The 19,646-nt window shown below is 64.2% G+C and carries 18 protein-coding genes; 5 read left to right on the plus strand and 13 right to left on the minus strand.

Annotation, left to right across the window (positions count from 1 at the left end):
• The first annotated feature begins 125 nt into the window (after positions 1-125).
• Positions 126-1,484 carry a flippase gene (locus IVB50_RS02515; protein ID WP_018454638.1) on the plus strand — a complete coding sequence of 453 codons (1,359 nt, stop codon included), beginning with the start codon at positions 126-128 and terminating at the stop codon, positions 1,482-1,484.
• A gap of 195 nt (positions 1,485-1,679) precedes the next feature.
• Complete coding sequence (locus tag IVB50_RS02520) at positions 1,680-2,504, plus strand: sulfite exporter TauE/SafE family protein (protein ID WP_018454639.1); 825 nt, start codon at positions 1,680-1,682, stop codon at positions 2,502-2,504.
• A 47-nt stretch (positions 2,505-2,551) separates the two neighbouring features.
• Here the strand turns inward: IVB50_RS02520 and IVB50_RS02525 are convergent, their stop codons facing one another.
• The 12 genes from IVB50_RS02525 to cysG form a co-directional block, all read right to left on the minus strand.
• Positions 2,552-3,340 carry a 3-hydroxybutyrate dehydrogenase gene (locus IVB50_RS02525; RefSeq protein ID WP_018454640.1) on the minus strand — a complete coding sequence of 263 codons (789 nt, stop codon included), beginning with the start codon at positions 3,338-3,340 and terminating at the stop codon, positions 2,552-2,554.
• A 1-nt stretch (position 3,341) separates the two neighbouring features.
• On the minus strand, positions 3,342-4,517 hold the full coding sequence (locus IVB50_RS02530) for a patatin-like phospholipase family protein (protein ID WP_018454641.1): 1,176 nt from the start codon (positions 4,515-4,517) through the stop codon (positions 3,342-3,344).
• Between the two features lie 78 nt (positions 4,518-4,595).
• Positions 4,596-5,099, minus strand: coding sequence for a CAP domain-containing protein (locus IVB50_RS02535; RefSeq protein WP_026232777.1), 504 nt, complete (start codon positions 5,097-5,099; stop codon positions 4,596-4,598).
• Between the two features lie 90 nt (positions 5,100-5,189).
• Positions 5,190-6,227 carry a sulfate ABC transporter ATP-binding protein gene (locus IVB50_RS02540; RefSeq protein WP_026232778.1) on the minus strand — a complete coding sequence of 346 codons (1,038 nt, stop codon included), beginning with the start codon at positions 6,225-6,227 and terminating at the stop codon, positions 5,190-5,192.
• Positions 6,217-7,128 carry a sulfate ABC transporter permease subunit CysW gene (gene cysW, locus IVB50_RS02545; RefSeq protein WP_018454644.1) on the minus strand — a complete coding sequence of 304 codons (912 nt, stop codon included), beginning with the start codon at positions 7,126-7,128 and terminating at the stop codon, positions 6,217-6,219. The genes IVB50_RS02540 and cysW overlap by 11 nt, the downstream gene beginning before the upstream one ends.
• 10 nt (positions 7,129-7,138) lie before the next feature.
• The gene (gene cysT, locus IVB50_RS02550; RefSeq protein ID WP_346283322.1) at positions 7,139-7,975 is read right to left on the minus strand and encodes a sulfate ABC transporter permease subunit CysT; all 837 of its coding nucleotides are present in this window, start codon (positions 7,973-7,975) and stop codon (positions 7,139-7,141) included.
• Positions 7,976-8,011: 36 nt separating this feature from the next.
• Positions 8,012-9,025 (minus strand): sulfate ABC transporter substrate-binding protein, encoded by a 1,014-nt coding sequence (locus IVB50_RS02555; protein WP_018454646.1) that lies wholly within the window; start codon positions 9,023-9,025, stop codon positions 8,012-8,014.
• Positions 9,026-9,133: 108 nt separating this feature from the next.
• A complete protein-coding gene (locus IVB50_RS02560; RefSeq protein ID WP_018454647.1) occupies positions 9,134-9,865 on the minus strand; it encodes a phosphoadenylyl-sulfate reductase in 732 nt (243 codons plus the stop codon).
• The gene (locus IVB50_RS02565; protein WP_018454648.1) at positions 9,862-10,377 is read right to left on the minus strand and encodes a DUF934 domain-containing protein; all 516 of its coding nucleotides are present in this window, start codon (positions 10,375-10,377) and stop codon (positions 9,862-9,864) included. Before IVB50_RS02565 ends, IVB50_RS02560 begins: the two co-directional genes overlap by 4 nt.
• A complete protein-coding gene (locus IVB50_RS02570) occupies positions 10,364-12,019 on the minus strand; it encodes a nitrite/sulfite reductase (protein WP_018454649.1) in 1,656 nt (551 codons plus the stop codon). Before IVB50_RS02570 ends, IVB50_RS02565 begins: the two co-directional genes overlap by 14 nt.
• A gap of 11 nt (positions 12,020-12,030) precedes the next feature.
• Positions 12,031-12,348 (minus strand): DUF2849 domain-containing protein, encoded by a 318-nt coding sequence (locus IVB50_RS02575; RefSeq protein ID WP_007599842.1) that lies wholly within the window; start codon positions 12,346-12,348, stop codon positions 12,031-12,033.
• Positions 12,345-13,769, minus strand: coding sequence for a siroheme synthase CysG (gene cysG, locus IVB50_RS02580; protein WP_018454650.1), 1,425 nt, complete (start codon positions 13,767-13,769; stop codon positions 12,345-12,347). Before cysG ends, IVB50_RS02575 begins: the two co-directional genes overlap by 4 nt.
• A gap of 245 nt (positions 13,770-14,014) precedes the next feature.
• On the opposite strand from cysG, the gene cysD reads away from it, so the two are divergent.
• From cysD to IVB50_RS02595, 3 genes are all read left to right on the plus strand, one after another.
• Positions 14,015-14,809: a sulfate adenylyltransferase subunit CysD gene (gene cysD / locus IVB50_RS02585; protein WP_026232781.1), complete on the plus strand. Its 795-nt coding sequence runs from the start codon at positions 14,015-14,017 to the stop codon at positions 14,807-14,809.
• Between the two features lie 19 nt (positions 14,810-14,828).
• On the plus strand, positions 14,829-16,745 hold the full coding sequence (gene cysC / locus IVB50_RS02590) for an adenylyl-sulfate kinase (protein ID WP_018454652.1): 1,917 nt from the start codon (positions 14,829-14,831) through the stop codon (positions 16,743-16,745).
• Positions 16,746-17,039: 294 nt separating this feature from the next.
• Entirely contained in the window at positions 17,040-19,205 is a 2,166-nt protein-coding gene (locus tag IVB50_RS02595) for a malate synthase G (RefSeq protein ID WP_018454653.1), read from the plus strand.
• Positions 19,206-19,303: 98 nt separating this feature from the next.
• Here the strand turns inward: IVB50_RS02595 and IVB50_RS02600 are convergent, their stop codons facing one another.
• Positions 19,304-19,459, minus strand: coding sequence for a Thivi_2564 family membrane protein (locus IVB50_RS02600; protein WP_007599832.1), 156 nt, complete (start codon positions 19,457-19,459; stop codon positions 19,304-19,306).
• Positions 19,460-19,646: the final 187 nt, after the last annotated feature.

Consider the following 19,646-nt stretch of genomic DNA (forward strand, 5'->3'; position numbering starts at 1 on the left):
CGTTCGCCCGGACGACATCTTTGATCCAACCGAATCTTAACGAATGGTTGCTAATCCCCAGGGCTACTGCGGCAAGTCTGCCGCAGCATTCGTGTGCGCCTCGGGGATCCTTCGAATTGGCCGTGATGGATGCAGAACCCGCAACGACCGGACCTGCCGGCCTCATCGCGCGGCTGCGCGACAAATTGACGGGCGGGTCGAGCGAAGCGTCGCTGACGCGGCGGCTGGCAGGCACCATCTTCCTCATCCGCGTGATCAGCGCCGGCCTTGCATATTTCTCGCAGGTCCTGCTCGCGCGCTGGATGGGGACGTCGGACTACGGCGTCTATGTCTATGTCTGGACCTGGGTGCTGCTGCTCGGCAGCATGATGGACTTTGGCATCTCGGCCTCCGCGCAAAAGATCATTCCGGAATACCGCAGCCGTGGCGAGCATGCGCTGCTGCGCGGCTTTCTCTCGGGCAGCCGCTGGCTGACCTTTTGCGCCTCCACGCTGGTCTCGCTCGGCCTCGCGGGCATCGTCAAATTGCTCTCGCCCTGGATCGATCCCGCCGAAGTGCTGCCGCTCTACATCGGCTGCATGACGCTGCCCGCTTTCGTCGTCGCCAACACCCAGGACGGCATCGCCCGTTCGCATGACTGGATGCAACTCGGCCTGATGCCGCAATTCATCATCCGCCAGACACTAATCATCGGCATCACGGCTTGCGCCTTCCTGCTCGGCTATCATCTCGGCGCGGTTGCCGCGATGATCGCGAGCGCAGGCGCGGTGTGGATCGCGATGACCGGGCAGATGGTGGTGCTGAACCGCAAGCTCGCCGATCACATCGAGGCGGGCCCCAAGGCCTACGACGTCGGCGGCTGGCTCGCCGTGTCGCTGCCGATCCTGCTGGTCGAAAGCTTCTATTTGCTGCTGTCCTATACCGACGTGCTGGTGCTTCAGCAATTCCGCCCCTCCGACGAGGTCGGCGTCTATTTCGCCGTGGTGAAGACGCTGGCGCTGGTCTCCTTCATCCACTACGCGATGTCGGCGACGACCGCGCATCGCTTCGCCGAATACAACGCGGCTGGCGACAAGGCGCGGCTGTCGGCTTACGTGGCGCATGCCATCAACTGGACGTTCTGGCCGTCGCTGGCGGCGACCATCGTGCTGCTCGCGCTCGGCAAGCCCCTGCTCTGGCTGTTCGGGCCGCAATTCGTGATCGGCTACGACATCATGTTCGTCGCCGCGATTGGCCTCGTGGTCCGTGCCGCGATCGGCCCGGTCGAACGGCTGCTCAACATGCTCGGCCAGCAGAAGATCTGCGCGCTGGCCTATGCGCTGGCCTTTGCGATGAACCTGGTGCTCTGCATCGCGTTGGTGCCGCGCTTCGGCGGCCATGGCGCGGCGGCCGCGACCTCGATCTCGCTCAGTTTCGAGACGGTGCTGCTGTTCTGGATCGTGCGACAGCGGCTCGGCCTGCACGTGCTGGCGTTTGGGAAATAGACTTCCGACTGCCTTCGCGTGCTGCTCTCGGGGAACGGCTGCTTCGAAGCATGCCCGGGAACAACGCGAAACACCTATTTATTGCCAAGGGCACAGCACGATTTTTCTTATTTGGCCCAAGCGGTTGCACCGCAGGGAAAGTTTATTCTACGTCGTATTGCCCAACTGACGAGATAAACCTAAGATTCCCTGGACATGATCGATCCACTCTACGTCGCCTCTGGTTTCGGCGTCGGCCTGCTGGTCGGGATGACCGGCGTCGGCGGCGGTTCGCTGATGACGCCGCTGCTGATCCTCCTGTTCGGGATTCATCCATCGACCGCGGTCGGCACCGACCTGCTCTATGCTGCCGCCACCAAGACCGGCGGCAGCGTGGTGCATGGCTGGTCGCGCAGCGTGCACTGGCCGGCGGTGCTGCGGCTCGCCTGCGGCAGCCTTCCGGCGAGCGCGCTGACGCTGCTGGTGCTCTGGAAGCTCGACCTCAAGAGCGATTCCGAGCGCAATCTCGTCAACCTCGTGCTCTGCTTCGCGCTGCTGCTGACAGCGACCTCGCTGATCTTCCGCAGATCGATCATGGAGCGCTATCGCCGGCGCCTGGAGCAGGTCGATGACCGCGCCACGGCGATCGCGACGGTCGTCACCGGGATCGTGCTCGGTGTGCTGGTCTCGATTTCATCGGTCGGCGCCGGCGCGGTCGGCGTCACCGTTCTGCTGCTGCTCTATCCGCGCCTGCCGGTGGCGACCATCGTCGGGTCCGACATCGCCCATGCGGTCCCGCTGACGCTGATCGCCGGAATGGGGCACTGGGCGCTTGGCGACGTGGATTGGGCGCTGATGGGCGTGCTGCTGTTGGGCTCGCTGCCCGGCATCGTCGTCGGCAGCTTTAGCGCGACGCGCGTGCCCGAGACGGTGCTGCGCCTCACACTCGCCAGCGTGCTGTTCGTGGTCGCCGGCAAGATCATGTTCGCGGAGCTGCACCTGTCCTCGGCATTCGAGACGGCGCTGGCCTGGACGCACTGAACGAAAATGGCGGAGCTCGGCTTCCGCCATTCGCCAGCGATCGCGGTCTACTCCGCGGTCCAGCCGCCGTCGATCGACAGATTCGTGCCGGTGATCTGCGCGGCATCGTCGCCGCACAGGAACAGCGCGAGGGCTGCGACCTGCTCGGAGGTGACGAACTCCTTGGTCGGCTGCGCGTCGAGCAGCACGTCGTTGATGACCTGGTCGCGCGTGAGGTTACGGGCCTTCATGGTGTCGGGGATCTGCTTCTCCACCAGCGGCGTCCAGACATAGCCGGGGCTGATGCAGTTGCAGGTGATCTTGCTGGTCGCGACCTCGAGCGCCACGGTCTTGGTCAGGCCGGCGATGCCGTGCTTGGCCGAGACATAGGCCGACTTGAAGGGCGAGGCGACCAGCGAATGCGCGGAAGCGGTATTGATGATGCGGCCCCAGCCCTTCTTCTTCATGCCCGGGACGGCGGCGCGAATGGCATGGAACGCCGAGGACAGGTTGATCGCGATGATCTGATCCCATTTCTCCGGCGGGAATTCCTCGATCGGCGAGACGAACTGGATGCCCGCATTGTTGACGAGAATATCGACCGAACCAAAGCTCTTCTCGCCGAGCGCGACCATCCCGGCGATCTCGGCCGGCTTGGTCATGTCGGCCGGCGAATAGACCGCCTTCACGCCGAAATCGGACTCGATCTTGGCGCGCTCCTTCTCGATGTCCTCCGGCGAGCCGAACCCGTTGATGACGACATTGGCGCCGGCGGCGGCGAAGGCGCGCGCATAGGCAAGTCCGATGCCGCTGGTCGACCCGGTCACGACGGCGTTCTTGCCTGACAGACTACCCATATTATTCGCTCCTTCTTGGCGGGGGCGCAGTGACGTCCCCCGTGAGATCGTAGGTCACCATGGTCTCGCCGGATTGCGGCCGCTCGAGCCAATCCTTGTGGCGCATCGACAGATGCACGTCACGCACGCCGGCTTCCCAATGCTCGACCATGGCGACATGCGAGAAATCGTAATCCTTGGACGAGGATTCGTAGTTCTTGCTGCGGTAGATCAGGTGCACCACAGTCACGGTGCTTTCGCGCGATACCTTGGCAAGGAATTCCACGGAAGGGTCGTTCTTGAGATAATCGGGCAATTTGGAAATCAGGTCGCGCACGGCCCTGCGGGCGTTGTGCACCTGCTTGTTCTTGTCGGTGTTCATCCGCGTGCGGCTCGAGAAGCGGATGTCCTTCTCGCGCTCGGTCGCCTCGAGTAGCGAGGTCGGCAGATCGCCGCGGGCGCTGAACAGGTCGATCTGGAAGATCAGGAGATCGCGGTCGGTCTCGGCGTCCAGCACGTAGTCGAGCGGCGTGTTGGAGGCAATGCCGCCGTCCCAATAATGCTCGCCGTCGATCACGATGGACGGAAAGCCGGGCGGCAGCGCGCCGGAGGCCATGATGTGCTCGGGTCCGATTTTCTTGCCGAGCTTCCTGAACTCGAAATTGTCGAAATATTTGAAGTTGCCGGAGGTAACGCCGACTGCACCGACCGACAGCCGCGTCTTCAGATCGTTGATGCGGTCGAAATCGACCAGACGCTCCAACGTCTTCTTCAGGGGTGCAGTATCGTAATAGCTCTCGGCCTGGGGGCTGCCGGGCGGCCAGAGCGGCGCGGGCGGCATCCGCGGAACGAAGAAGCCGGGCACGCCGAAGGTCGCGATCAATGCGGCGCTGGTCGAATTGAACAGTTCGCGGCTGTGCTCGCTTTTGCCGATCGGCTTCCACGGCACCGGCGCGGAGACCATCTCCCAGAATTCCTTGAGCCGCTTGACGCGCGTCTGCCCTTCGTTACCGGCGATGATCGCGGCGTTGACCGCGCCGATCGAGATGCCGGCGACCCAGTCCGGCTCGAAGCCGGCATGGCAGAGCGACTGATAGGCGCCGGCCTGATAGGAGCCGAGCGCGCCGCCGCCCTGGAGGACCAGGACACGTTGCGCGTTCGCGGGGATAGTTGCGACTTCCGGGCTATGATCGGTCATGCGGGAACAGTAGCAGATGGCGAGCGACCGTGGCGACAGTCTGCCGCGGCGTCAATGCATCCCGTGATCAAGTCTGGCTTATCGGGAGTCCGTCGAGGCCAGGATCATGGTCCAGAACACCTTGTATTTGGTGCCGGGAGCATAGCCCGCCGCAATGCCCAATTTTGTGACACCGCTCTTGAGCATGTTCGCGCGGTGCGGGGGCGAGTCGCGCCAGCCGGAAAACGCTTCCGCCAGCGTATGATAGCCGGCCGAGACGTTCTCGACCGCAACGGTCGCCGGATAGCCGCCGGCGCTGAGGCGCTTGGCCAGCGGCGCGCGGACGTCATGGTCCATCTTGTTGGCGGCAGCCATGGCCTGGGACTGAGATTCGGCGAGCCGCATCAGTTCGGGGTCGATCACGAGGGTGCCGAGCCCGTTGTTCTGGCGGTATTGCGAGATCATGATCGCTGCGGCCTGCGCGTCGAGCTTTGCGCCCGGGACAGCCATATCGGCATACATCGAGGGCTGCTGGACCGATGCTTCGTTGCCGGCGCAGCCGGCGAGCAGCAAAAGGATTGATATCGCGGCCGCGACGCGCATGAACAGGAGCCCCCAAATCAGGCGCCGTTGTTGCATACCAACCGTGGCTGAAAGGTGAATATTGAGGAAAAATTGACCGGTTGACCCCGCTCAGGCGCCCCCAAATATCCGGTAGCGGCGGGGCTCCAGGCCGATCGTGTCGCCGGCGCGCAGTTCCCTGTCCCGCGGAGCGTCGATCTCGATGGTCTCTCCGCCTGATAATGCCACCTCGGCCCGCTGCACGGGACCGAAATTCCGGACGTGCTGCACGGCGCCCTCGAAGGCACCGCTGCCGGGCGGGCCAACGAGCATGTCGTGCCGCCGCACGAACAGTCTTGACGCGCCAGGCGCAAGCCCATCTGCCGCGAGCTGAAGCGGCCGGTCGCCAAGCCTGATGACGCCGTCGGCGATCAGGACCGGAAGCTCGATGGATTCGCCGATGAAGCTGTGGACGAAGGCGGTCGCCGGGCTCTCATAGACGTCATCGGGCGAGCCGATCTGCTCGATCTTGCCCTTGTCCATCACCACGACGCGGTTGGCGACTTCGAGCGCCTCCTCCTGGTCATGGGTGACGAAGATCGAGGTGACGTTGATCTCGTGGTGCAGCGAGCGCAGCCATTTACGCAGCTCCTTGCGCACCTTGGCATCAAGCGCACCGAAGGGTTCGTCGAGCAGCAGGATACGTGGCTCGATCGCGAGCGCGCGGGCCAGCGCGATGCGCTGGCGCTGGCCGCCGGAGAGCTGGCTCGGGTAGCGGTCGGCGAGCCAATCGAGCTGCACGAGATCGAGTAGCTCCTTGACGCGCGCACGGATGGTCGCTTCGTCCTTGCGGATCGCGCGCGGCTGCACGCGGAGGCCAAAGGCGACGTTCTCGAACACCGTCATGTGGCGGAACAGCGCGTAGTGCTGGAATACGAATCCGACGTGCCGCTCGCGCGCGCCCTGCGCCAGCGCGTCCTCGCCGTTGAAAGATACCTCCCCGGAATCGGGCCAGTCCAGCCCCGCGATGATCCGCAGCAGCGTGGTCTTGCCGGAGCCAGACGGACCGAGCAGCGCGAGCAGCTCGCCGTCATTGACCTTGAGGTCGACGCCGTCGAGAGCTTTGAAGCTGCCGAACTTCTTGACGAGATTCCTGACTTCAATGCTCACTTGCGTCATGTCCTTCGTCGAGATGATTTTCGAGAACGGTTTTCGCGACCAGCGTGATCAGCGCCAGCATCGCGAGCAGCGAGGCGATCGCGAACGCCGCGACGAACTGATATTCATTGTAGAGAATCTCGACCAGGAGCGGCATCGTGTTGGTCTCGCCGCGGATATGGCCGGAAACGACGGAGACCGCGCCAAACTCGCCCATCGCGCGCGCGTTGCAGAGCAGGACGCCGTACAGCACGCCCCATTTGATATTGGGCAGCGTGACGCGGAAGAAGGTCTGCAGGCCCGAGGCGCCGAGCGAGATCGCGGCCTCCTCCTCCTGCGTGCCCTGCTCCTGCATCAGCGGGATCAACGCCCGCGCCACGAAGGGGAAGGTCACGAAGGTGGTCGCAAGCGCGATGCCCGACACCGCGAACAGGATCTGGATGTCGTGATCGCGCAGCCAGCCGCCGAAATAGCCCTGCGCGCCGAACAGCAGCACGAAGACGAGGCCCGAAATCACCGGGCTGACCGAGAACGGCAAATCGATCAGCGTGATCAGGAAGGTCTTGCCCGAGAATTCGAATTTTGCAATCGCCCAAGCCGCGACCAGGCCGAAGACGAGATTGAGGCCGACGGAAATTGCAGCAACCAACAGCGTCAACTTGATCGCGGACAGCGCCTCCGGGTCGGTCAGCGCGGCGAAATAAGCGCCAATTCCCTTCGAGAAGGCCTGCGCGAACACCACGACCAGCGGCAACACGACGAAGACTGATAGAAAGGTCATCGCCAGCGCGATGATGACGATGCGGACCGCGCGCGGTTCGGTGCGAAGGTTGTTCCGCGCGGCGGCTGCGTACGCGCGTGCCTTGGCGTCGGAGGCCGGGAGTGGGACGGAATCTGCGATCTGCATCGTCATGGCCCCGTCCTCACCGCACCGGAATCCGGCTCTGCGCCCAGCGCTGGAGCCGGTTGACCGCGAAGATAATGACGAAGGACACGACCAGCATGACAACCGCGATGGCGGTCGCATCGGCATAGCGGAATTCGGAGAGCCGGATCACGATCAGCAGCGGCGCGATCTCGGAGACGTTGGGCAGATTGCCGGCGATGAAGATCACCGAGCCGTATTCGCCGACCGCACGCGCGAAGGCGAGCGCGAGTCCGGTGAGCAGCGCCGGACCGAGCGAGGGCAGGATCACGCGAATGATGGTCTGCCAGCGGCTCGCGCCAAGGCTGCCCGCGGCCTCCTCGATCTCTGGGTCGAGATCCTGGAGCACCGGCTGCACCGTGCGCACCACGAACGGGATACCGATGAAGATCATGGCGACGAAGATGCCGACCGGCGTGAACGCCACCTTGATGCCGGCCGCCGCAAGCGGCGCGCCGAGCCAGCCCTTCTCGGCGAACAACGCGGTCAGCGCGACGCCGGCAACCGCCGTAGGTAGCGCGAACGGCACGTCGACGATGGCATCGAACAGCCGCCGACCGGGGAAGCGGTAGCGCACCAGCGCCCAGACGATGATGCTGCCCATCACCAGATTGACGCAGGCGGCTGCGAAGGCGAGTCCGAGGGACACGCGCAACGCATTCAGGGTGCGGCGGCTGGAGAGGATGTTCCAAAACTGCTCGGGACTCAGCTCGACCGATTTCAGGAACAGGCCGGCGAGCGGAATCAGGATGATGATCGACAGCCAGGATAGCGTCAGCCCCATGGTGAGACCGAAGCCCGGCAATGTCCGGCGTCGTGCTGCGATTGCGCTCACCAGGCCCCCTGTTTAAGCCCCGCCGACAGCGCCCGATCAGTTCTTGTAGATCTGATCGAAGACGCCGCCGTCGGCAAAATGTTCCCTCTGCGCCTTGGTCCAGCCGCCGAAAAGTTCGTCGATCGTGAACAGCTCGACCTTCGCGAAGGAGTTTTCATGTTTTTTGGCGATCTCGGGATCGCGCGGACGATAGAAGTTGCGCGCCGCGATTTCCTGACCTTCCTTGGTGTACCAATATTGCAGGTAGGCATCGGCGACACTACGGGTGCCTTTTTTATCGGCAACCTTATCGACGATCGTCACCGGCGGTTCCGCCAAGATCGAGAGCGGCGGCGCCACGATCTCGAATTTCTCCGGACCGAATTCCTTGAGCGCCAGGTACGCCTCGTTTTCCCAGGCGAGCAGCACGTCGCCGACGCCGCGCTCGACGAAGGTCACGGTCGCGCCGCGCGCACCGGTGTCGAGCACCGGCACCTGCTGATAGAGCTTTCCGATGAAATCCTTGGCCTTGTCCGCCGAGCCGTATTTCTTCTGCGCAAAGCCCCAGGCGGCCAGATAATTCCAGCGCGCGCCGCCTGACGTCTTCGGGTTCGGCGTGATCACGGCGACGCCGAGCTTGAGCAGATCGTCCCAGTCCTTGATGGCCTTGGGATTGCCCTTGCGGACCAGGAACACAATGGTCGAGGTATAGGGCGACGAGTTTTGCGGCAACCGTTTCTGCCAGTCGGCCGTCGTGAGGCCTTTGCCCGCGATGGCGTCGATGTCGTAGGCGAGCGCAAGCGTCACCACGTCGGCCTGCAATCCGTCGATCACGGCGCGCGCCTGCGAACCGCTGCCCCCATGCGACTGCTTGATCTCGACGCTCTTGCCGGTTTCCTTCTGATAGGCACTCGCGAACGCCTTGTTGAACTCGACATAGAGCTCGCGCGTCGGATCGTACGAGACGTTCAGCAGAGTGATGTCAGCGGCAAGAGCCGCGCTTGCCAACAAGCCTGTCACGAGCAGTCCTGCCGCGAGCGGAACGATACGACGCATCATGTCCATCTCCATTCACATCAATGACGTCGGCGTCATCGATGGCAGGCATAACTCGGGGCGAAACGCGCTTAAGTCAACGGAACCGGATTTTCTTGTTCGTAGCCGGGCAGCGTAACTTTGCTACGAAGTCTTCATCGTGTGGATGCCGCATTCCGTCTTGGCCCGGCCACGCCAGCGACCGGCACGCTCATCCTCGCCTTCGGCCGTTCTGCTCGTGCAAGGCATACACCCAACCGATAGAAATCCCGACGCGACCAGGGGATGACGCGGCAATTTGGCGCGGGCGAAAATCGCCTCGAGTTCCTCCCGCGAGACATTGGCGAAGGGATTGAACTTCAACCGCGTACCGTCGTCCTCGACCACCGGGATGTCGGCGCGCGAGTTGCCCTGGAAGCGCTTGCGGCCGTTGAGCCATGCATCGAACGGTTTCAGCGCCCGCGCCAGCGGCTCGACCTTGCGGATACGGCAGCAAGCGTCGGGATCGGAAAACCAGAGGTCGCGGTCGGGATCTCCGCGCGACAGCGTCTCCTCGGCAGGCTTGATCGAGCGGACGTCCTTCAGGCCCAGCGTCGCGATCAGCGTATCACGATAGGCCAGCGTCTCCTCGAACAGCCAGCCGGTGTCGAGGAAGATCACCGGGATCGCCGGATCGACATCCGCCATCACCTTGAGCAGCGTCGCCGATTCCGTACCGAAGGACGACACCAGCGCAAGCTTGTCGCGCCCGACCGTCTTCAGCGCAGCGGCGATGATTTCGGCGGGCGAGGCATCGCGCAAGGCGCGATCGAGGTCCTCCGCCGAGGGCAGCGCCGAGGCGGAGATTGCCGAAATTGGAGACGCGATTGCGTTCACGTGCCGACACCCTCGGAATGACGCAGCTGCATGCGCCGGTGCAGCGCCGTGATGCGGCCATCGCCGGTGGGCTGGTAGAAGACCGAATAGCGCTTCGCGGTCTGCATGAACGCTTCCGCGTCGGCCTGCTTCTTGACGTCGAAGGAATCGAAGCCAGCGCGCAGCATGAACACGAACTGGTCCCGCAGGATCTGGCCCGTCGCACGCAACTCGCCGCGGTAATTGTAACGCTCGCGCAGCAGCCGCGCCTGGCTGTAGGCGCGTCCGTCGCGGAAGGTTGGGAACACCAGCGCGACGACGGCAATCTTGCCGAGATAGGGCACCAGCTCGGCGATGTCGCGATTGTTCGGCCAGATCACACCGACCTTGCCGGTCCGCTTGAGCAACGCATCCGCCTCGCCAACGAAACGCTCGGCCGGCACCAGAATGTCGCCGCCCTCGGGCAGCGGCGTGTCGACGGCGAGCTTGACGAAGCTGTCGTCGGCGATCTTTCCGCCGTTAACGAGTGGCATAAACGCGCTCCTTGAAGGGTTCGACGCCGAGGCGTTTTACCGTGTCCATGAACAGCTCTTCGGGCCGCTCGCGCAGCGCCAGATAGGCTTCCACGATGTCCTCGACGACGTCGGCGACCTCGTCGAACTTGACGCCGGGGCCGATCAGATTGCCGAGTGCGGCACTCTCGTCGGCGCGCCCGCCGATGGTGATCTGGTAGACCTCCTCGCCGTTCTTCTCGACGCCGAGAATGCCGATATGACCGACATGGTGATGGCCGCAGGCGTTGATGCAGCCGGAGATGTTGATGTGCAACCGGCCGATCAGATTGGCCAGCTCATGATTGGCGAAGCGCCGCGTCAGTTCCTGCGCGATCGGGATCGAGCGCGCATTGGCCAGCGAGCAATAGTCGAGACCCGGGCAGGCGATGATGTCAGTGATCAGATTGACGTTCGGCGTCGCCAGCCCGAGCTTGTCGAGCGCCTTCCACAGCGCCGGCAAGTCACGCTTGGCGACATGCGGCAGAGCGAGGTTCTGCTCGTGGCCGACGCGGATCTCACCGAAGGAGTATTCGTCGGCGAGATCGGCGAGCGCATCCATCTGCTCGGCGGTGGCATCGCCCGGAGGCGCGCCGATCGGCTTCAGCGAGATCGTGACGATGGAATAGCCCTGGGCCTTGTGCGGGGCCACCGAGTTCTTGCGCCATGCCTCGAAATCGGGATCGGCCGCGGCCTGGCGCAGCTCGTCCGGCATGTGCGGCAGCTTCTCGTAGGCAGGATAGGTGAAGCGCGAGCGGATGTCCTCGACCACCTCGTCGTCGATCTGGAGCGAGGAGTTGCGGATGTGCTGCCACTCCTCCTCGACCTCGCGCGAGAACTTCTCGATGCCGAGCTCGTGCACCAGGATCTTGATGCGCGCCTTGTAGATGTTGTCGCGGCGGCCGTACTGGTTGTAGACGCGCAGAATCGCCTCGATGTAGCTGAGAATGTCGCGGCCGTGGACGAAATGCTTGATGGTCTTGCCGATGAACGGCGTGCGTCCGAGCCCGCCACCGACCAGCACCTCAAAGCCGGTCTCGCCCTTCTCGTTCTTGATCAGCTTCAGCCCGATGTCGTGGATCTTGATCGCGGCCCGGTCGTGGTCCGACGCGGTGATCGCGATCTTGAACTTGCGCGGCAGGAACGAGAATTCCGGATGCAACGTGGTGTGCTGGCGGATCAGCTCCGACCAGATGCGGGGATCCTCGATCTCGCCGGGCGCGACGCCGGCCCACTGATCCGAGGTGACGTTGCGCATGTTGTTGCCGGAGGTCTGCATCGCATGGATGCCGACCTCGGCGAGATCGGCCAGCGCATCCGGCAATTCGGCGAGCTTGATCCAGTTGAACTGGATGTTCTGCCGCGTCGTGAAATGGCCGTAGCCACGGTCGTATTTGCGCGCGACGTGGGCGAGCGCCCGCAGCTGGTTCGACGCCAGCGTCCCGTAGGGGATCGCGACGCGGAACATATAGGCGTGCAGTTGCAGATAGACGCCGTTCTGCAGCCGCAGGATCTTGAACTCGTCCTCGGTGAGCTCGCCGGAGAGGCGGCGCTTCACCTGGTCGCGGAATTCCGAGACGCGCTCGTTGACGAGCGTGCGGTCGATTTCATCGTAAGCATACATAAGAAAGCGCCTTAAACCTGAACCGGCTGTCCGATGGTCACGCCGGTGCGGCGGATCTGTTCGCGCAGATTTCCGGGTTCGACCTTGCCGTCTGCACCGACCTGTACCGGCGCGATATAGGGGCCGATCGCGCCGACGTCATCGGCAACGGATTCCGCAAGCAACGCCTTCGCCTCGTCGGAGTTGCGCACGATCGCGGCTTCCGACAGGTCCGCGGACCAGCTCTTGGCGGCGGTGCGGTAAACCACGATGCCGTCCCAGGTGCGGTTGGCGGTCACGACCGAGGGGCCGGCGATCTTGATCTTCTTCTGTTCAAGCGGGGAGGTCATTCGGCTGCATCCAATAGGTCAGAGATGATTTGCTTTGGGGTTTGGCGGCGAAGCGAGCCGGCATGCCGGACCACATCGCCGATGATGAGAATGGCGGGACCGCCGTTGGTCCGGCGGACCAGTTCGGGCAGATCGCGCAGCGTGCCGATCTCGCCTTGCGCATCGGGACGCGTGACGCGGGCGAATACGCCGACCGGCGTCTCCGGCGAACGGCCGGCGGCCAAGAGGCCGGCGCGTATGGCCGGCGCAGCCGTCATGCCCATGTAGACCACGACGGTCATCCTGGCGTCGGTCAGCGTCGACCAGTCCACGACTTCTGCGTCGCGCGCCTTGTGCGCGGTGAGGAAGGTGATGCGCGTTGCTTCGTGACGATAGGTGAGCGGCACCTCGAAATCGGCGGCGCCGCCGAGACCTGCGGTGATGCCGGGAACGATCGAATAGGCAAGGCCGGCGGCACGAAGTGCTTCGACTTCTTCGCCGCCGCGGCCGAACACGAAGGGATCGCCGCCCTTCAGCCGCACCACACGCTGGCCGGATTGCGCGGCCTCGATCATGCGCTTGTTGATGGCGTCCTGCCCGATGCCGGGCTTGCCGACGCGGCGGCCGACCGGCACGCGCGTGGTGTCACGGCGGATGCGGTCGAGAATTTCAGGCGAGACCAGCTCGTCATGGAAGACGATGTCGGCATCCTGGAGCGCGCGCAACGCCTTGATGGTGAGCAAATCCGGATCGCCAGGCCCGGCGCCGACCAGCGCGACGGATCCTTCCGGCTTGTCGGCCCGCGCGAACGCGGATGGATCTGAAATCGCCTTGAGCGCTGCGTCCGCCTCGCCTTTGCGGCCGGCCAATACGGCGGCACCGATCGGGCCGTCGATGACGCGCTCCCAGAAGCGGCGGCGCAGCGGAAACTCGGCAATACGTTCGTTGATGGATTTGCGGAAGCCGCCGATGAACTCGGCGAGCTCGCCGATGCGCGCCGGCAGCAGCGCCTCGATCTTCTCGCGCACGCGCCGCGCCACCACCGGCGACGTGCCGCCAGTGCCGACGGCGACCACGACATCGCCGCGATCGACGATCGCCGGAAAGATGAAGCTCGAATGCTCGAGATCGTCCATGACATTGACCGGCAGGCCGAGCGCCTTGGCGCGGACCGACATCGCCACGCCGACATCGCCGGCGCCGGCGCAAACCACCGCGATGATTCCCGAGAGATCGGCGGTCAGCGGATCGGTGGCCGAGATGTCGATACGCGCCGCGTCCTCGGAGCTCAGACCCAGGTCGTGATTGCCATCGATCGCATGCACGCGAATGCGCGCACCGGCAGCGGTCAGCACGCGCAGCTTGGCGCGCAAAAGCTCACCCGCACCGATGAGGACCACCGGACCGGCCTTGAGATCGAGGAACACGGGCAAGAACCGCATACGATACTCGCTTACCCCACATGCGGGGTTGACTGGAATTATTTTCTATATATGTGTCGTTTCAGGCGCGCAAAGAGAAAATTTTTTCTTCTCTCTTGCACCGCAACTATAGAATTTTCGCCTCCAAACGCAAAGTGGCAGAGATGCATCTTCTCAAGGACAATTCCACTGCTGGCGGGCTGAGCAGCCCCGCTCTCGCCGAGCGCGTGCCCGCGCAAGAATTTTCTTCTGACCTTGCCCCGAGCATGGACCATCTCGACCAGCTCGAGGCCCAGAGCATCTACATCTTCCGCGAAGCCTTCGGCCGCCTCAAGAAGATCGCCCTGCTGTGGTCGCTCGGCAAGGACTCCAATGTCATGATCTGGCTGGCGCGCAAGGCATTCTTCGGCCGTCTGCCGTTCCCGGCCCTCCATGTCGACACCGGCAAGAAGTTTCCGGAGATGTATCGCTTCCGCGATCACTACGGCAAGGAATGGGATCTCGATCTGCGCGTCGAGCCCTGCCCGCCGATTGATGCCGTCGACCCAACGCTGCCGCCCGCCGCCCGTTCCGCCGCGCGCAAGACCGAGGGCCTCAAGATGGCGCTCGCCAAATACGGTTTCGACGGTCTGATCGCCGGCATTCGCCGCGATGAGGAGGCGACGCGCGCCAAGGAGCGCGTGTTCTCGCCGCGCGGCTTGGAGGGTAATTGGGACGTGCGCGACCAGCCGCCGGAGTTCTGGGATCATTTCAATGCGTCGCCGCCGCAGGGCGCGCATTTGCGCATCCATCCGATCCTGCATTGGACCGAGTCCGATATCTGGGCCTACACCAAGCGCGAGAACATCCCGATCATCCCGCTGTATCTGTCGCAAAACGGCAAACGCTATCGCTCGCTGGGCGATCAGGACATCACCAATCCGGTCGCCTCAAACGCGTCGACTATCGACGAGATCCTGATCGAACTCGAGCAGACCAAGGTGCCGGAACGTTCCGGCCGCGCGCTCGACCACGAGACCGAGGACGCTTTCGAGCGCCTGCGCGTCGCCGGCTATCTCTGATCAAGGACGCGAGCGTCGTATGAACATGATCGTCACCCCCGCATCGCCCGCCACCCCGAACGGCACCACGCGTCCGCAGGTCCGCATCGTCATCGTCGGCCATGTCGACCACGGCAAGTCGACGCTGGTCGGCCGCCTGCTGCACGAGACCGGCAGCCTGCCCGACGGCAAGCTCGACATGCTCAAGGCCGTCAGCGCGCGGCGCGGCATGCCGTTCGAATGGTCGTTTCTGCTCGACGCGCTCCAGACCGAGCGCGACCAGGGCATCACCATCGACACCACGCAGATCCGCTTCCGCACCAATTCGCGCGACATCGTACTGATCGACGCGCCCGGCCACGCCGAATTCCTGCGCAACATGATCACCGGCGCCTCGCAGGCGGACGGCGCGGTGCTGATCATCGACGCGCTCGAAGGCGTGCGCGACCAGACGAGGCGGCACGGCTATCTCCTGCATCTGCTCGGCGTGAAGCAGGTCGCGGTCGTCGTCAACAAGATGGACCGCGTCGACTTCTCCGCAGCGCGCTTCAAGGAGATCAGCGACGAGATCTCGGCGCATCTGCAAGGCCTCGGTGTGAAGCCCACGGCCGTGATCCCGATTTCCGCCCGCGAGGGCGACGGCGTCGCTGAGCGCACCGACCGCATCGGCTGGTACAAGGGTCCGACCGTGGTCGAAGCGCTTGACCGGCTCGAGCCGGCCCGGCCGCTGGAAGCGCTGGCGCTGCGGCTGCCGGTGCAGGCGATCTACAAATTCGACGATCGCCGCATCGTGGCGGGCCGGATCGAATCCGGCAGCCTGGTTGCCGGCGACGAAATCGTGATCATGCCCGCCGGCAAGATCGCCAGAATCAAGACGGTCGAGAGCTGGCCGGTGACGCCGGTCGCAGGCCGCCAGGGTGCGGGCCGCTCGGTCGGCATCACGCTCGACCGCGAGCTGTTCCTCGAGCGCGGCGACATCATCGCGCATGCCAACAGCGCGCCGCGCGAGACACGACGGCTGCGCGCGCGGATCTTCTGGCTGCACGACAAGCCGCTGGCCAAGGGCGACCAGCTCCTGGTTCGCTGCGGACCGAAGGAAAGCCGTGCCACCGTCGTCGCCATCGAGAAGGCGGTCGATCCCGGTGAGCTGTCGAGCGTCGAGAACAAGGCAATCGGCCGCAACCATGTCGGCGAGATCGACATATCCCTTTCGAATCCGATTGCCACCGATCCCTACACGGAAAATCCGCGCACCGGCCGTCTCGTGATCGAGGTGTCCGGGCGCATCGCCGGCGGCGGTCTCGTGCTGTCGGTCGATGCCGGCCAGCGCGCCTTGCCCGTCGACATCGTGCCGGTGGAATCCGCGCTGCGGCCCGACGAACGCTCCGCGCGCTATCGTCACAACGGCGCCGTGGTCTGGCTCACCGGCCTCCCCGCCTCCGGCAAGTCGACTCTAGCCAAGGCGCTGGAGCGGCGGTTGTTCAGCAATGGCGGCTCACCGATCCTGCTCGACGGCGACACGCTGCGTGCCGGGCTCAACAGCGATCTCGGCTTCTCGGCCGCCGATCGCAGCGAGAACATCCGCCGCCTCGCCGAAGTCGCGACGCATCTCGCCCGTAACGGCCACATCGCCATTGTCGCCGCCGTCTCGCCCGCCCGCGAGGACCGCGCCACCGCGCGCCGCATCGCCGACACGTCGTTCCGCGAGATCTACGTCGCGACGCCGGCGGAAATTTGCGAGGAGCGCGACCCCAAGGGCCACTACAAGAAGGCCCGCGCCGGCACGCTCGCGTCGTTCACCGGTATCGGCACCGACTACGAGCGGCCCGAGGCCGCCGAGCTCGTGATCGACACCTCGACGCGGACGGTCGCCGAGGCGGCGGACGAGATCGAACAGATGCTCAAGACGACCGGCGTGCTGTTCGACGAACTCGTGGACCTCGCCGCGAATATTTGAAGCCGGGCTGCTGCTCCGCTGTCGTCGCCCGGCTTGACCGGGCGACCCAGCATTCCACCGACAGCAGTGATTCAGGCGAGAGGCCGCGGCGTACTGGATTTCCCCGCCTTCGCGGGGAATGACACCGTGCGTGGGCCGCCCACCTCGCCTTGACATTTTGACAACTTTTGGGGGCCTTCTCACGGCCCCGATTTTGGGGCTAATAAGACCCCGAAAGCCGCTCCTTGGAGCGCATTTTGCTGCTGTCGGGTCAAAAGCAGCCAAAAACAGCCATTTCCAACAAGAAAGCCCATCATGAAACGCGTCGACGCCCACGGACTGAAGATCGCTCCCGTCCTGTTCGATTTCATCGCCAAGGAAGCGGCCCCGAAGACGGGGATCGCGCCGGATGCGTTCTGGGCCGGGCTCGCCGCCATCATCAAGGAGCTGGGGCCGAAGAACCGCGCGCTGCTGGCGGTGCGCGACACGTTGCAGGCCAAGATCGACGACTGGCACCGGGCCAACAAGGGCAAGGCGTTCGACCTCAACGCCTATACCGCCTTCCTGAAGGAGATCGGCTATCTCCTCCCGGAGCCGGCGACGCAGAAGGTCGAGACCGCCAATGTGGACGAGGAGATCGGCAAGATCTGCGGCCCGCAGCTCGTCGTGCCGCTGACCAACGCACGCTATGCGCTGAACGCGGCGAATGCGCGCTGGGGCTCGCTCTATGACGCCTTCTACGGCACCGACGCGATCCCGCACGATCCATCCGAGAGCGGCAAGGGCTACAACAAGGCGCGCGGCGACAAGGTGATCGCCAAGGCAAAAGCGTTCCTCGATGCCGCCGTGCCGCTGGCGACCGGCAGTCACACCGACGTCACCGCCTATAGCGTGGTCGCGGGCCAGCTCGCGGTGAAGCTGAAGAGCGGCAACGCCACCGCCCTGAAGAACGCCGCGCAATTCGCAGGCTTCCAGGGCGACGCAGCCGCACCGAGCGCGGTACTGCTCGTCAACAACGGCCTGCACGTCGAGGTAAAAATCGACCGCACCAGCGCGATCGGCAAGGACGATCCGGGCGGCGTCGCGGACATGGTCATGGAGTCCGCCGTCTCCACGATTCTCGACATGGAAGACTCGGTCGCTGCCGTCGATGCCGAGGACAAGGTGCTGGTCTATCGCAACACGCTCGGCCTGATGAACGGCACGCTGTCGGCCGATTTCGAGAAGGGCGGCAAGACGCTGACGCGCTCGCTCAATGCCGACCGCAGCTACAAGATGCCTGACGGCAAAGGCGAAGTGAAATTGCACGGCCGCAGCCTGCTGCTGATGCGCAATTGCGGTCACCACATGTTCACCGACGCGGTGCTGGACGACAAGGGCGAGGAGATTCCGGAAGGCTTGCTCGACGCCGCCGTCTCCGGGCTTCTTGCTGTCCATGATCTGAAAGGCAACTCCAAGGTCAAGAACAGCCGCACCGGCTCGGCCTATATCGTCAAGCCGAAGATGCACGGCCCCGACGAGGTGTCGCTGACCTGCGAGATCTTCGACCGCGTCGAGAAGATGCTGTCGCTGCCCGAGAACACGCTCAAGGTCGGCATCATGGACGAGGAGCGGCGCACCACCGTCAACCTCAAGGCCTGCATCCAGCGCGCCTCCAAGCGCATCATGTTCATCAACACCGGCTTCCTCGACCGCACCGGCGACGAGATCCACACCTCGATGGAGGCGGGTCCGATGATCCGCAAGAACGAGATGAAGGCGCAGCCCTGGATCAAGTCCTATGAGGACTGGAACGTCGATATGGGCCTGACCTGTGGCCTGCCCGGCCATGCCCAGATCGGCAAGGGCATGTGGGCCGCGCCGGACAAGATGGCGGACATGCTGGCGCAGAAGCTCGCCCATCCGCAGGCCGGTGCTATCACCGCCTGGGTGCCCTCGCCGACCGCCGCGACGCTGCACGCGCTGCACTACCACCAGGTCAACGTCACCGCGCGCCAGCAGGAGCTCGCCAAGGGCGGCCCACGGGCAAAGCTCGAAGACATCCTCACCATCCCCGTGTCGAAGTCGAACTGGGCGCCCGACGACGTCAAGCAGGAGATCGACAACAACTGCCAGGGCATTCTGGGCTATGTCGTGCGCTGGATCGACCAGGGCGTCGGCTGCTCGAAGGTGCCTGACATCCACGACGTCGGCCTGATGGAAGACCGTGCCACCTTGCGCATCTCCAGCCAGCACCTCGCCAACTGGCTGCACCAGGGCGTGATCACCGAGGCGCAGGTGATGGAATCGCTCAAGCGCATGGCGGTGGTCGTCGACAAGCAGAATGCGGGCGATCCCATCTACAAGCCGATGGCGCCCGCCTTCGACGGCACAGCCTTCAAGGCGGCCAGCGACCTCATCTTCAAGGGACGCGAGCAGCCGAACGGCTACACCGAATACATCCTCACCGCCCGCCGCCGCGAGGCCAAAGCCCTTGGCTGACAACGCCCTGGCTGACAAGGCGGCCTGCCGACCCGACTAGAACACCAAAAGCCCCGGCTCGCGCCGGGGCTTTTTCGTTGCGCTAGCTAAGCGCCCGGCTAAAACACTGCCAGATATTTCAGCAGCGAGACGATGCCGATGATGATGACGACGACGCGCGCGATCTGCTTGGCGCGGCCGTCCATCGGCAGCATGTTGATGAGGTAAAGTACGAGAATGACGACGAGAAAGGTGACGAGTACGCCGACCAGCATCGCTAGGACCCCCCTTTAGGCAAAATTGCTGACAGTCTCCTAACGCGCAGCTCGTGGCTTGGTTCCATCGACGCAACCCTTTGCAACTTCTAGTAAATACGTACTTCTACGATCAGCCGGCCTGCTGAAAACTTTACCCTTTTCCTTTCAGATGCGGAAACCGTTTGGGCCCTGAGCCGCAAACGGC

It is taken from the genome of Bradyrhizobium sp. 87, assembly GCF_023073015.1.
Classification (GTDB): domain Bacteria; phylum Pseudomonadota; class Alphaproteobacteria; order Rhizobiales; family Xanthobacteraceae; genus Bradyrhizobium; species Bradyrhizobium canariense_D.